We start from the raw sequence: 15,600 nt of genomic DNA on the forward strand, positions 1-15,600 counted from the left end.
CCAACGCGTGCGCGTCCTCCGCTGCACGGAGGGAAGCACCCGACGCGTCCACGTCCTCCACGTACACGACGCGCGAAGCCTCCACGCGTACGGACGACACCAGCGCGCGCGTGGTGACGAGCACCGGCACGCGGGTGCCTTCCGGCGCGTAGACGGGCAACTGCGTCAGGTCCGCCGGGCCCAACGCGATGCCCGCGCCACCGGCGGCCAACACGCCCCACAGCGCGGCCAGCTTCTCCGGCGACGAGCGCAAGCACACGGCCACCGGCGTCCCAGCCGCCACGCCCAGGGACTTCAGCCGCGCGGCCAGTGCATCCGCCCGGGCGCCCAGTTCGGCCCAGGTCCAGTGCACGTCCCCGCGCGAGACGGCGGTGGCGTCCGCGTGGCGTGCGCGCCGCTCCGCCAGGAGGGCCGGCACGGAGGTGAAGCCCGGCGATGCACGGGGCGCGGGCCAGGCGCGGCGCTCGGCCTCCGTGGTCAGCGGCAGCTGGGAGACAGGCGTCTCAGGCCGGGCGATCGCCTCGCCGAGCAACACCTGGAAGTGCTCCATCAGCCTCTCCACGGTGGAGGCGTCGAACAGCTCCGTCGCGTACTCCAGGACGCCGTGGACGCGGCCGGGGGCCTCGGAGAGCAGGAGCGTGAGGTCCGCCAGCGTGGCGCCCCACTGCACGGGCGTGCCCGGCACCTCCACCAGCGAACCGCGCAGGCCCGTCAGGTTCAGCGTCCCGGCGCCCGCGGCCGCACCCGTGTGGTAGACGAACACGGAGTCCGTCAGTCGTCCGCGGCCGATGTCATGGCCCGGGATGAGGGCTTCCACCAGGTACTCGAAGGGGACATCCGGACGCGTCTGCGCGTCGGCGACCTCGTCACGCACCTGGGCGAGCAGCTCGCGGAACGTGAGGCCTTCCGAGAAGCGCGTCCGGAACGCCGCCGAGTGCGCCACGTAGCCGATGAGCGGCAGCAGCTCCGCCCTCGTGCGGTTGGCGATGGGCGTTCCGACGATGACGTCCGTCTGGCCGCTGTAGCGGTGCAGCAGCGTCTGCCACGCGGCGAGCACCGTCATGTAGCCGGTGAAGCCCTCGCGGCGCGCGAAGGCCACCAGCTCGTGGGCGAGCGCGGGCGGGAACTCGACCGTCATGCGCTCGGAGGTGAGCGGGCTTTCGGTGGGGCGCGGGCGGTCGGTGGGCAGATCCAGCTTGCGCGGCATGCCGGCCAGCCGCTGCCGCCAGCCCTGGTCCTGTTCGGGCAGGTGGCCGCCCGCGATGCTGTGGCGCTGCCATGCGCCGAAGTCCGCGTACTGCACGGGCAGCGGGGGCAGGGGAGACGGACGCCCCTGGAGGAAGGCGTCGTAGAGCTGGCCCAGCTCCTGGACGAAGAGGGCGATGGACAGCGTGTCGCTGACGATGTGGTGGATGCCGCACAGGAGCAGGTGCAGCCGCGTGTCCACACGCACGAGCGTGGTGCGCAGCACGGGGCCGTGGACCAGGTCGTACGGCTTCGCGGCGTCCTCGCGGGCGAGCCGCAGGGCCTCGGGTTCGCGGGCCTCCATGGGGCCGCGCAGCTCCACGCGGGTGAGCGGGACGCGCATGTGCGCGTGGAAGCGCTGCACGGGGCGGCCGTCCACGGCGTCATAGGTCGTGCGCAGCGCTTCGTGGCGCTGGACGATCTCCTGGATGCCACGCTCCATCACGTCCGCGTTCAGGTCGCCTTCGAGCCGCAGGACAAACGGGATGTTGTACGCGGACTGGCCCGGTAGGTGCTGCTCCAGGCGCCAGACGCGCTCCTGCACGAAGGACAGCGGCAGCTCGCCGGTGCGTGCGAGCGGCACCAGAGGGAGCTCCGCGGAGACGAGGTTCTGTGGCGCCTGACGCAGCAGGGGCACCAGGCGCTCCGCGATGCCCGCGACGGTGGGGGCTTCGAAGAGGGCGGCGAGCGGCAGGTTCACGCCGAACGCGTCGCGCACCTGGTTGAGCAGCTGCGCGGCCGTCAGTGAGTTGCCGCCAATCTCCAGGAAGTCGTCATGGCGGCCTACGAACTCCAGGCCCAGGCGCGCGCGCCACAGCGCGGCCACGCGTTCCTCGACCTCGCCACGAGGGGCGTCGTCACGCGCGGGCTGCGAGGGCGCGGAAGGAGCCTCGGAGGACGCTTCGAGGATGACCGATGCCGCGACCGGGGCCGGACGTGCGGGTTCGCTCGCGATCGAAGCGGGGAGGGCAGCGGCAACCACAGCCTGTGTGGACAGCTCCGCCGGTGACGGCGCAGCCACGGTGAGGCGGCCTTGCACCTTCTGCTCCACCCAGACGGTCTTCTCCTGGAAGACGTACGTGGGCAGGTGCAGCCGCAGGCGCTGCTCGTGCGCGTAGAACGCGCTCCAGTCCACGGGCACGCCCGCGGTCCACAGCTCGCCCACGGCCTGGAGCCAGCTCATCTGCTCCGTCGTCGCTCCGCCCAGCCGCAGCGACGGCAGGCCTCGGACGCGAGGCGCACCGCTCTCCACCCCCATCAGGTTCGCGCGCACCAGCGGCGTCACGTCCTGCCCGGGGCCCACCTCCAACAGCACCGCGCAGCCTTCCTCCTGCAGCGTCTCCACCGCGCGGGTGAAGTGCACGGGCTTGCGCATCTGTTCGGTCCAGTAGCGCGGATCCGCCAGCTGCCCGGGCTGTGCCAGCGTCCCCGTGAGGCTGGACACGTAGCGCACCGCTGGCTCCGACCGGCGCAGCGTGCCCACCACGCGCGCCAGCTCCGGCATCAACGGCTCCACATCCACCGAGTGGAACGCGTGCGGCGCGGGCATGCGCACCGCTCCGGCCTTCTGGGCCTTCAGCGCGGCCTCCAGCCGCTCCACTTCCTCCACCGGCCCGGACACCACGCAGCGGTCCGGCGTGTTCACCGCCGCCAGCTCCAGCCGGCCCGACAGCAGCGGCTGGACCCGAGCCGCGGGCAGCGCCACCGCGAGCATCGCCCCCGGCGGCATGCGGTGCATCAGCTCCCCGCGCGCCACCGTGAGGCGCATCGCGTCCTCCAGGGACAGCACGCCCGCGACACACGCCGCCGCGTACTCGCCGAAGCTGTGCCCCAGCACCGCGTACGGCGTCACGCCCAGGTCCTGCCACAGCCGCGCCAGCGACACCTGCACGCTGAACAGCGCGGGCAACGCCACGCGAGTGTCCGCCAGGGCCGCCGTGGTCTCCGCCTCCGCACCGGCCTCGGGCGACAGCAGCCACGACACGCGCTCCCGCAGTGGTGCCTCCAACAACGCGAGGCACGCATCCAGGTGCGCGCGGAACCGGGGCGACGCCTCCGCCAGTTCGCGCCCCATCGCGACCCGCTGCGCTCCCTGGCCGGAGAACACGAACGCCACCCGGGGCGCGCGCTTCTCGGTCTTCACCGCGACCACCGGCTTGCGCAGCTGCCACACCAGGTCCGCCGCGTCCTTCACCACCAGCGCGTGGCGGTACTCGAACGCCTTGCGGCCCACGGCGTGCGTGAAAGCCAGGTCCGCCAGCGCCTGCGCATCCACGTCCTCCGCCATGTGCCCATCGAGCTGCCGCGCCGCCGCCTGCAACGCCTCCAGCGAACGCGCGGACAGCAGGACGAGCTGATGGGACCGCGAGGTGGCGCCACTCCGCCGCAGGGGGGCCTCCTCGAGGACCGCATGCGCGTTGGTGCCGCCGATGCCGAAGGAGCTGACCGCGGCGAAGCGAGGCGTCTCACCCCGAGGCCACGACCGCAGGGTGGTGTTGACGAAGAACGGACCCGCGTCGAAGTCGATCTGCGGGTTGGGCTTCTCGAAGTGGAGGCTGGGGGGAATCTCCCCATGGTGCAGCGACAGCGCGGCCTTCATCAGCCCCGCCAGACCCGCGACCGTGTCCAGGTGCCCCACGTTTGTCTTCAGCGACGCCAGCGCGATGCTCCCCCGATGCTCCGCGCCCAGGCCGTACGCGCGCGTGAGGGCCGCCACTTCAATCGGGTCCCCCAGCGGCGTCGCGGTGCCATGGGTCTCCACGTAGCCCACGGCCTCCGGTTCCACGCCCGCGTTGGCCAGCGCCTGGGACACCACCGCCGCCTGTCCCTGCACGCTGGGCGCGGTGAAGCCGGACTTGTTCCGGCCGTCGTTGTTCAGCGCCGAGCCCCGGATGACGGCGTAGATGGCGTCCCCATCCCGCACCGCGTCCTCCAGGCGCTTGAGCACCACCGAGCCCACGCCGTTGCCGGACAGCGTGCCCCCCGCCTTCGCGTCGAACGCGCGGCAGTGGCCGTCCGGGGAGAAGATGAGCCCCTCCTCGTGCACGTAGCCCGTGCGCTGCGGCAGCGACAACCGCATCGCGCCCGCGAGCGCCACGTCGGACTGGCCTGTCCGCAGGCTCTGGCTGGCCAGGTGCACCGCCACCAGACCCGTGGAGCACGCGGTGTACAGCAGCACGCTTTCGCCCGTGAGCCCCAGCTTGAAGGACGCCTTCGTCGCCAGACTCTCGTGCGTGGCGGTGCCGTGCAGCTCCATGTACGACGCCGCGTCCAACGGCATCGCCTGCCGCACGGCGTCCGTGTACCCGGAGCCCGTGGCGCCCGCGTACAGCGAGATGGCGCCGGGGAAGCGCTCCGGGTCGATGCCCGCGTCCTCCAGCGCGGCCCACGCCGTCTGGAGAAAGAGCCGCTGCTGCGGATCCGTGAACTGCGCCTCGCGCAGCGACATGTCGAAGAACGCGTGGTCGAACCGGTCCGCGCCGTCGATGACGCCCGCGGCCGGGACGAAGGCCGGCTGGTGCCACAGCTCCAGCCCCTCCGGCAGGACGGACAGGTGCTCCAGCTCCTCGGGTGAGAAGCGCGTGATGGACTCCACGCCTCCGCGCAGGTTGCGCCAGAACTCCGCCACCGTCATCGCGCCGGGGAAGCGGCCCGCCATGCCGATGATGGCGATGGAGCCGGACTCGCCGGCCTTCGGTGCCTCGCGCGGACGGTGGCCGGGGGCTTGAGACACGGGCGGCGGTACGGTGCCCGGGCCCTGCTGGGACTCACGCTCCAGCCGCTGGACGAACCCTTCGAGCGTGGGGTGCTCGAACAGCCACACCACCGGCACCTCGCGCTGGAGCTCCTCGCGCAGGCGCGCGGCCAGCCGCACCACGGTCAGCGACGTGGCGCCCAGATCCTCGAAGAAGTGGTCCTGCGCGCTCACGCGGTCCGTGCCCAGCTCGCGGGCGAAGACGGGCGCCAGGCGCTGCTCCAGCGGGTGCGTGGGCTCCACGAAGCGGCCCTGACGTCCGGTGGACGCGGCGTCCGGCGCGGGCAGCGCCTTGCGGTCCACCTTGCCGCTGGGGTTCAGGGGCAGGGTGTCCAGCATCACGAACACCGACGGCACCATGTACTCCGGCAGCCGCTGCCGCAGCGCCGCTCGCAGCGCCGAGGCCTCCAGCACATGCCCCGGCCCAGGCATCGCGTAGGCCACGAGCCGCTTGTCCCCGGGCACGTCCTCGCGCACCACCACCGCGGCGTCCTGCACCGCGGTCAGGTCGCGCAGGGCGGCCTCCACCTCCGCCAACTCGATGCGGAATCCGCGCACCTTCACCTGCGTGTCGATGCGGCCCAGGAACTCCAGCGTGCCGTCCGCACGCCAGCGGCCCATGTCTCCCGTGCGGTACAGCCGTGCGCCCGGCGTCACGCCGTACGCGTCCGGCACGAAGCGCTCCGCCGTGAGGTCCGGCCGCGACACGTAGCCCCGGCCCACGCCGTCACCGCCGAGGAACAGTTCGCCCGGCACACCCACGGGCACCGGGTTCAGCTTCGCGTCCAGCACGTACACGGACGTGTTGGCGAGCGGCGCGCCGATGGGCACCGACGCGCCCACCTGCTCCGGCCGCTCCACCGTGAAGGCGGTGGCGACCACGGAGGTCTCGGAGGGGCCGTAGCCGTTGGTGAAGGGAATGCCCAGCGATTCCACCGCCCGGCGTACGTGCGGCGCGGAGACGATGTCGCCGCCCGTGTGCAGTTCGCGCAGCCGCCCGAGGATTTCCGGCCGGTGCTCCATCAACTGCGAGAAGAGACCAGCGGGCAGGTGGATGAAGGTGACGCCGTGGCGCTCCACCACTCGGGCCAGTGTGTCCATGTCGCCCGCGGGCACGTGGCCCGGGAAGATGACGAGCCGGCTGCCATGCACCAGTGGCATCCACAGCTCCAGCACGGAGCCGTCGAAGGACACGGGCGCGAAGAGCAGCACCGCGTCGCGCATCCCGTAGTGCATGTATGGCGCCGCGTGCAGCACGCGCATCAGGCCGCGGTGCTCGACGCCCACGCCCTTGGGCCGTCCACCGCTGCCGGAGGTGAAGATGACGTAGGCCAGGTTGCGCGGCCCCACGCCGGTCCGCGGCGCGGTGACGGGCTGGCCGGCCAACGCCAGCTCCTCCAGGAACAGGCACGGCAGGGACGCGTCGGGCAGGTGCAGCCGGCCGCGCAGCTCGCGCGTGGTGACGAGCAGGTGTGGCCGGGCATCCTCCAGCATGAAGCTCAGCCGCTGCGCGGGATACGACGCGTCCAGCGGCACGTACGCGCCGCCTGCCTTGACGATGCCGAGCACCGTGACGACGAAGCCCACGGAGCGCTCCAGGCACAGCGCCACCAGCACGTCCGGTCCCACGCCCCGGGCCCGCAGGACATGCGCGAGCTGGTTGGCCCGCGCATCCAGCTGCGCGTACGTCAGCCGTTCATCCCCGTCCTCCACCGCGATGGCGTCCGGGCGCAGCGAGGCCTGCAGCGCGAAGCGCTCCGCGAGCGTGCTGCCGGAGGGGTAGGGAAGCGCGGTGTCGTTCCACGCGACGAGCACCTGCTGGCGCTCCTCCGGCGTGAGCCACGGCAGCCGTGAGAGGGGCACGTCCGGCCCGGCGACAGCGGCCTCCAGCAGCACGCGCAGGTGGCCGGCGATCCGGGCCACGGTGTCGCGCTCGAAGAGGTCGGTGCTGTACTCGATGGAGCCGCGCAGCCCGTCCGGCGTCTCCGTGAGCAGCAGGCTCAGGTCGAAGTGGGCCGTGCCCGCGTCCACCTCCAGCGGCTCCATCCTCAGCCCCGGCGCATCGAACGCTTCGGCCGGAGCGTTCTGGAGCGCGAAGACCGCCTGCACCAGCGGCGTGCGGCCCAGGTCGCGAGGCACCTGGAGTTCCTCCACCAGCTTCTCGAACGGAAGGTCCTGGTGCTCATAGGCCGCGAGCGTCGTGTCCCGCACCTGTCCCAGCAGCGTGCGGAAGGACGCCTCCGGATGGATGCGCGCGCGCAGCACCAGCGTGTTGACGAAGAAGCCGACCAGCCCCTCCACGTCGCCGTGGGTGCGGCCCGCGATGGGGGCGCCGACGAGCAGGTCCTCCTGCCGGCTGTAGCGGGACAGCAGCACCTGCCACACGGTCAGCAGCGCCATGAACGGCGTGGCGCCCTCGCGCCGGGCGAGCCCCGCGAACCGGTCCGTCAGGTCGCGAGGCACGTGCACCGGCATCAGCGCGCCGTGCGGCGAGCGCGTCGTGGGCCGAGGCTTGTCGGTGGGCAGTTCCAGGACCCGGGGCGCACCGGCGAGCTGCTCCTTCCACCACGCCACTTCGTCCGCGAGCACATCTCCCTGGAGCCAGCCACGCTGCCACGCGGCGAAGTCGGCGTACTGCACGGGCAGGGCCGGCAGGACCGGGGTCGTACCGGAAGCGAAGGCCGCGTAGGCCGTGGCCACCTCCCGCACCATCACGCCCAGGGACCAGCCGTCGGAGACGACGTGGTGCATGCCCAGGAGCAGCACGTGCTGCGTGGACGTCAGCCGCAACAGCCGCGTGCGCAACAGCGGCCCCGTGCCCAGGTCGAAGGGCCGGCTCGCCTCCTCGCGCGCCAGCCGCTGGACCTCCGAGTCGTGGTCCGGCAGGCCGCCCAGGTCCGTCACGGGCAGCGCCCAGACTGGCGCCGGATGGATGTCCTGGACGGGGTCGCGGCCCTTCAGCGCGAGCGTGGTGCGAAGGGCTTCGTGGCGCTCGACGAGGAACTCCAGCGCGCGGCGCAGGGCTTCCACGTCCAGTGCGCCGTCCAGCCGCACGGCGCCCAGCAGGACATAGGGCGTGGCACCGGGTTGGAGCTGTTCCATCACCCACAGCCGCTGCTGCGCGAAGGACAGGACCTGTCCACCGTCGCGAGGCACCTTGCGGATCGCGGGCACGCGCGGGAGGTCGGTGCGCGAGAGGAGCTGGGCCTCGACCTGTTCGGTGACCTCGGCGACGGTGGCTCCGTCGAAGAGGCCTCGCAGGGGCAGCTCCACCTGGAACGTGGAGCGCACGCGGGACAGCAGCCGCGTGGCCAGCAGCGAGTGTCCACCCAGGGCGAAGAAGTCATCGTGCACGCCCACCTTCGGCACCCGCAGCACGTCGCGGAACAGGTCCGCGATCCGCTGCTGGAAGGGCGTCATCCGCTGGGGCTTCGAAGGCGTCACGGCGACCGGATGCATGTCCGGAACAGGCAGGGCCTTGCGGTCCACCTTTCCGTTGGGGGACAGCGGCAGCGCGTCCAGCACCACGAAGACCGCGGGCACCATGTACTCCGGCAGCTTCGCCTTCAGCGCTTCACGCAGCGCTTCCACCGTCACGCCCTGGGCCACGACATAGGCCACCAGGCGCTTGTCGCCGGGCGCGTCCTCGCGCACCACCACCACGGTGTCGCGCACGCCTTCGCACTGGCGCAGTGCCGACTCCACTTCGCCCAATTCGATGCGGAACCCGCGCAGCTTCACCTGGAAGTCCAGGCGGCCCAGGTACTCGATGCTGCCGTCGACGAGGACTCGGGCCCGGTCTCCCGTGCGGTAGAGCCTCGCGCCCGGGGGGCCATACGGATCCGGGATGAACCGCTCGGCCGTCAGCGCGGGACGGCCCAGGTACCCTCGGCCCACCTGCACGCCGCCGATGTGGAGCTCTCCCGCGATGCCCACCGGCACCGGCTGCAAGGACGCATCCAGGATGTGGATCCGCGTGTTCGCCACCGGCCGGCCAATGGGCACCGAGCGCCGTCCGTCATGGCGCTCGCAGGTCCAGGCCGTCACGTCCACCGCGGCCTCCGTGGGGCCGTAGAGGTTGTGGAGGGGGACGTTCAGCCGCTCCAGGCAGCGGTCCTTCAGCTCCAACGGCAGCGCTTCACCACTGCACACGATGCGACGAAGCGCCGTGCAGCGCTCCAGCCCCGGCTCCTCCAGGAACACCTGGAGCATGGACGGCACGAAGTGCACCGTCGTGATGCCTTCGCGCGCCATCACGTCCACCAGGTACGCGGGGTCCTGGTGCCCGCCCGGCCTCGCGACCACCAGCCGCGCTCCTGTCATCAGCGGCCAGAAGAACTCCCACACCGAGACGTCGAAGCTGAACGGCGTCTTCTGCAACACGACGTCGCGAGGCTCCAACCCGTACGCCTCCTGCATCCAGAGCAGCCGGTTGCGGATGCCCGCGTGGGTGTTCATCGCGCCCTTCGGACGCCCCGTGCTGCCCGACGTGTAGATGACGTAGGCCAGGTGCTCGGAGCCCACGCCCGATTGCACGGGCTCCGGCGACAGGGTCGCCACGTGGGGCCAGTCCGAGTCCAGGCAGAGCACCGGCGTGCTCCCGACCGAGAGCAACGGACGCAGGTGCTGCTGTGTCAGCACCACCGCGACCGCCGAGTCCTCCACCTGATACGTCCGCCGCTCCGCCGGCGCGGAGGGATCGATGGGCACGTACGCGCCGCCCGCCTTGAGCACGCCCAGCAGCGCGATCACCAGCTCCAGCGACCGCTCCGCGCAGACACCCACGCGAACTTCCGGCCCCACGCCGCGCGCTCGCAGCGCACGGGCGATCTGATTGGCCCGGCCGTCCAGCTCGCGGTACGTCAGCCGCGCGCCTTCGAAGTCCACCGCGACGGCGTCCGGCGTGCGCGCCACCTGCGCTTCCACCAGCCCGTGCAGCGTGCCCTCCAGCGGGTAGTCGCGCGCGGTGGCATTCCAATCCACCAGCAGCCGCTGCTCCGCTTCTCCCATCAGCGGCAGCAGGTGCACGGGCGTCGCCGCATCGCGGGCCACGGCCTCCAGCAGCACCTGGAAGTGGGTGGTGAAGCGCGCCGCCGCGTCCTCGGAGAAGAGGTCCCGGCTGTATTCGAGCGTTCCCTCCAGGCCGCCGTCGCTCGCGGTGAGCGAGAGATGAAGGTCGAAGCGCGCGGTCTCCGTCGAGGTGTGCAGCCGCTCCACGCGGACGCCGGGCAGGGCCGGCGTGGACAACGGCGCGTTCTGCAGCACGAACATCACCTGGAACAGCGAGGTGCGATCACCGCCGCGCGCCTGGGCCATGGCCTCCACGAGCCGTTCGTAGGGCACATCCTGGTGCGCGTACGCGGCCAGGGAGGACTCACGCACGCGGTCCAGGAGCTCGGAGAAACGGGGCGCCCCGTCCAGGTTGGCGCGCAGCACGAGCGTGTTGAGGAACACGCCGATGAGCGGCTCCAGCTCCGGCCGGGTGCGGTGGGCCACGGGCGTGCCCACGGCGAAGTCGTCCTGCCCGGAGTAGCGCGACAGCACGGCCTGGTACCCGGCCATCAGCACCATGAACAGCGTGGCGTCCCGGTCACGGCCCACCTGTTCTAGCGACCGAACCAGGGACGCGGGCAGCGTGAAGACATGGCTGCCCCCACGCTTCGACCGGGTCCCGGGCTGTCCCTGCTCGGCGGGCAGGGTGAGCACGGGCACGTCCTTCAGGGACTCCTTGAGCGTGTCCAGTCGGGCCTGTGCCGTCTCGGAGTCCTCCTGCTCGCGCTGCCATGCGGCGAAGTCCGCGGCCTGCACCTCCAGCGCCGGAAGAGGCGACGGACGTCCCGCCGCGAGCGCCGGGTAGAGGCTGCCCACGTCGTGCACGAGCACGCCCATGGACCAGCCGTCCGTGACGATGTGGTGCATGCACAGCAGCAGCACGTGTTCGTCGGGGGACAGCCGGAGCAGCCGCGTGCGCAGCAACGGACCAGTGCCCAGCTCGAACGGCCGGGTCGCGTCCTCTCGCATGCGCTGCCGCAGGGTGGTGTCACGCTCGGCGCCTTCGGGCAGGGACTCCACCGGCAGGGACCAATCCGAGGGCGGCGCGTGGATGCGCTGGAGCGGCTGGCCCTCGCGCTCCTCGAACGTGGTGCGCAGCGGTTCGTGCCGGCGGACGAGCTCCGCGAACACGCGGCGCAGCACGTCCACGTCCAGGGGACCGGAGAGCCGCAGGGCCAGGGGGATGTTGTAGAGGGCCTGACCGGGCTCCAGCTGGTCCAGGAACCACATGCGCTGCTGCGCGAACGACAGCGGCAGTGCCTCGTCCCGCGACACGGTGGGGATGGGTGCTGCGGGGTATCGGGAGGGAAGCGCCTCGATGCGCTCCGCGAGCCGTGCCACGGTGGGTGCGTCGAACAGCGCACGCACGGGCAGGTCCACGCCGAACCGGGCGCTCACGCGGGTGACGAGCTGGGTGGCCAGCAACGAATGCCCACCGAGCGCGAAGAAGTCATCGTGCGCGCCCACGCGCTCCACGTGCAGCACGTCCTGGAACAGCGCGGCCAGCTTCTCCTGGAGCGGCGTCAGCGGGCCCGTGTCCTCGGCGACGGCAGGCGCCGCGGGGGCGGGCAGGGCGCCGCGGTCCACCTTGCCGTTGGGCGTGAGGGGCAGGGCGTCCAGGCCGACGAAGGCCGAGGGCACCATGTACTCCGGGAGGCGGGAGCGCAGGTGTTCACGCAGGGCGCTGGCATCCACGGAGGATGGGACGACGTAGGCCACGAGGCGCTGGTCGCGCACGTCGACCACGGCCTCGCGGACCTCGGGGTGCGTGCGGAGCGCGGCTTCGATCTCGCCCGGCTCGATGCGGAAGCCACGCAGCTTCACCTGGTGATCGATGCGTCCCAGGAACTCCAGCGTCCCGTCCGCGAGCCAGCGCACCCGGTCGCCCGTGCGGTACATCCGCGTGCCCGGTGCGTCGCGGAACGCGTCCGGCACGAAGCGCTCGGCCGTCAGGTCCGGCCGGCGCAGGTAGCCGCGCACCACGCCTTCACCGCCGATGAACAGCTCACCCGGGACACCGACCGGCACCGGCCTCAGCCGGTCATCCAGGACGTGCAGCCCCGTGTTCGCCAGTGGCCGTCCCAGCGACACCGTGCCGGCCGTGTCCGTCTCCACGCGATGCATGGACGACCACACCGTCGTCTCGGTGGGACCGTACATGTTGAGCAGGGCAGGGACGTGCGCCCTCAGCTTCGAGGCAAGGCTCCCCGGAAGCGCTTCGCCGCCCACGAGCATCTGCCGCAGCCCGCCCAGCGCCTGCAGCGCCCGGGGCTCCTCCACGAGCGCACGCGCATACGACGGCGTGCACTGGAAGTGGGTGACGGCGTGGCGCTCCAGCAGGTCCGCGAACGCCGCGGGCTCCAGGCCCGTGGGCGCGAGCACCACCTGGAAGCCGCGCGTCCAGGCCCAGAGCAGCTCCAGCACGGAGATGTCGAAGGAGATGCTCGTCATCGCCAGCCACGTGCCCGGGCACGGCGAGACGTGCGCATCCATCGCGCGGAAGAAGTTCATCACCGTCCGGTGCGGCACGCCCACGCCCTTGGGCCGCCCCGTCGAACCCGACGTGTAGAGCACGTACGCGAGCGTCCGCGCGTCACTCGCGGACCGCACGAAGTCCGCTCCCACCGAGGGGTCCACGTCGTCGAGGAAGAGCCGGCGCTCTGCCGGCACCGAGAGCACGTCCTCCAGGCGACGCGGCCCCACGAGGACCTTCGCCCCCGAGTCCTCCCACATCGCCGCGAGCCGCTGCGCCGGGTACGCCGGATCCAACGGCAGGTAGGCCGCCCCCGCCTCCAGGATGCCGAGCATCCCCACCGCCAGCTCCACCGAACGGTCCACGCACAGGCCCACCACCGACTCCGGCCCCACGCCCCGCTGCCGCAGCGTGTGCGCCACGGCCCGGGCCCGAGCACGCAGCTCCCGGTACGTCAGCCGTCCATCCCCGGCGACGAGCGCCACGGCATCCGGCGTGCGGGCCACCTGCGCCGCGAAGCGTGAGGAGACGGTGGTGTCCGAGGGGAACTCGATGTCGGGTCCATGCGACAGCGCGAGCAGGTGCTCCGACTCCTCGGCACTGAGCCACGGCAGCGCGTCCACCTGGCGCGAAGGCTCCCCGACGGCGGACTCCAGCAGCACGCGCAGGTGACCCGCGATGCGGGCCACGGTGTCCGCGTCGAAGAGGTCGGTGGCGTACTCCAGCCAGCCCTCGAAGCCCCGCGCGGATTCGGAGAGCGAGAGCGTCAGGTCGAACATCGCCGTGCCCGAATGCACGTCCAGCAAGCGCGACTGGAGGCCCGGCAGCACGGGGGCGCCCACCTGCGCGCCCTGGAGGATGAACATCACCTGGAAGAGGGGCGTGTGTCCGCGCTCGCGCGTGGGCTGGAGCGCTTCCACCAGCTTCTCGAAGGGCACGTCCTGGTGTGCGTACGCGCCCATCGCCGTCGCGCGCACCCGGCCCAGCAGCTCACGGAAGGTGGGCGCGCCGGACAGCCTTGTGCGCATCACCAGCGTGTTGACGAAGAAGCCCACCAGGCCCTGCAACTCCGCGCGGTCGCGGCCCGCGCTGGCCGTGCCCACGCTGACGTCGTCCTGTCCCGAGCGGCGCGCGAGCACCGCCTGGAAGCCCGCGAGCAGGACCATGAAGGGGGTGACGCCCTCTTGCACCGCCAGCTTGCGCACCGCATCGGCGAGCCACGAGTCGAGCACCACCGGCACGCGGGCGCCCTGCGTTCCACGCTCGGCGGGACGCGGCCGATCCGTCGCCAGCTCCAGCAGGCGGGGTGCGCCCGAGAGCTGCTCGCGCCAGTAGTCCAGGTGCGATGCCAGCGCGGCGCCGTCCAGCCACTCCCGCTGCCACTCCGCGTAGTCAGCGTAGGCCACCGGCAGCGCGCGCAGCGGCGACGGGCCTCCTTCGTGCAGCGCCGCGTAGAGGGCGGACAGCTCGCGCACCAGCACGGCCATGGACGTGCCGTCCGACACCGCGTGGTGCATGACGAGCACCAGCACGTGCGTGCGCTCGTCCAGCGTCAGCAGCGTGGCGCGCACGAGCGGCCCTTGAGTCAGGACGAACGGACGGCGGGCCTCCTCACGGGCCCATTGGGAGGCTTCGGCCTCTCGGGTGTCGGCGGGCAGGGACTCCAGTGACACGCGCGCCAGCGGCAGGGATGCGAAGCTCGCGATGACCTGCAGCGGCTTTCCATCCTGTTCCCGGAAGGAGGTCCTCAGCGCTTCATGGCGCGCGGCGAGCACCAGAAGGCTGTTCTCCAGCGCGGCCACGTCCAGAGCGCCTTCCAGCCGCACGGCGGCGGGCAGGTTGTAGGTCACGTCGCCCGGTGCGTACCGGTCCAGGAACCACAGCCGCGCCTGGGCGAAGGACGCCGCCCGGTCGCCATTCACATCCCGGCGGCGCAGCGTGCTCGATGCAGGGACGGACGCCGCCGTCCGGGCCGAGATCAGCTGCCGTGCAAGGGACGTGATGCTCGGGCCCTGGAGCAACCACTCCATGGGCACCGTCAGGGTCGTCGTGCCGATACCGATTTCGTGGGCCAGTTCCACGGCGCCCAACGAGTCCAGTCCGTAGCGCGTCACCGGAGCATCGACGTCGATGTCCTCACGGCGCATGCGCATGTGCCGGGCCACGACGTCGCGCAGCCATGTCACCAGCGCTGCCTCGTCCGCATTCGCGGGCAGGCCCTTTGAGATGTGCGCCGCGGAACCGGTCGCCGCTTCGCGTGCTTCAGAACCCGCGCCAGGAGCGGACGGGCTGATGGCTCCGCCCGCATGACTCGCTGACGGCTCGGACGAAGCCGAAAGCCCGGATGCGCCGAAGTCCGGCGCCGTGAGGGACCCGCCGGAGCCCGGGACGGCTGAAGCCGAGACTAGGGGAGCCTCGGACAACGAACCCGCGCCACCCGGCGGCTCCGCCCGCCATGCAGTCACTTCCTGCAACGTCCCCGCGAGGAAGGCCGCACGGCACGCGTGCCGCTGCACCTTGCCACTGGACGTCTTCGGCAGACTCCCCGGCTCAATCAGCACCACCGCGTGCGCCTGCACCTCGTGCGACTCCGCCAACCTCTGACGGATGGTGCCCACCGCCGTGTCCGCCGCCGCCAACTGCTCTCGCAGCCCACCCAACCGCCGCACATCGATTTCCTGCACGACAACGGCGCGCTCCTCGCCCCCCACCTCCACCGAGAACACCGCGCCGCCCCCGGGCCTCAGCGCCGGGTGCGCCCCCTCCACCGTCGCCTCCAGGTCCTGCGGGTAGTGGTTGCGCCCGCGCAGGATGATGAGGTCCTTGCGTCGCCCCGTGACGTACAGCTCGCCCTCCGGCCGCAGGAAGCCCAAGTCACCGGTGCGCAGGTACGGCCCGCCGTCCTCACGCGCGATGCGCGCATGGAACGTCTCGCGCGTCGCTTCCTCGCGGCCCCAGTACCCCTGGGCCACGCTCGGCCCCGTCACCCAGATTTCGCCCACCTCCCCAGGCCCACGCCGCTCCAGCGTCTCCGGGTCCACGATGGCGATTCGCTGCTCCGCCAGCGTCTGGCCAC

General features: G+C 72.1%; 1 protein-coding gene (only partly in view). It reads right to left on the bottom strand.

Features of this window, described 5'->3' with window-relative positions; all coding sequences use genetic code 11:
• The coding region annotated (locus D7X30_RS13305) for a non-ribosomal peptide synthase/polyketide synthase (protein ID WP_120563253.1) crosses the window boundary (this coding region is incomplete at its 5' end): on the bottom strand, positions 1–15,600 show 15,600 of its 35,717 nt. Its footprint begins 20,117 nt before the window's first position.

The organism is Corallococcus sp. AB011P, from assembly GCF_003611605.1.
GTDB lineage: Bacteria > Myxococcota > Myxococcia > Myxococcales > Myxococcaceae > Corallococcus > Corallococcus coralloides.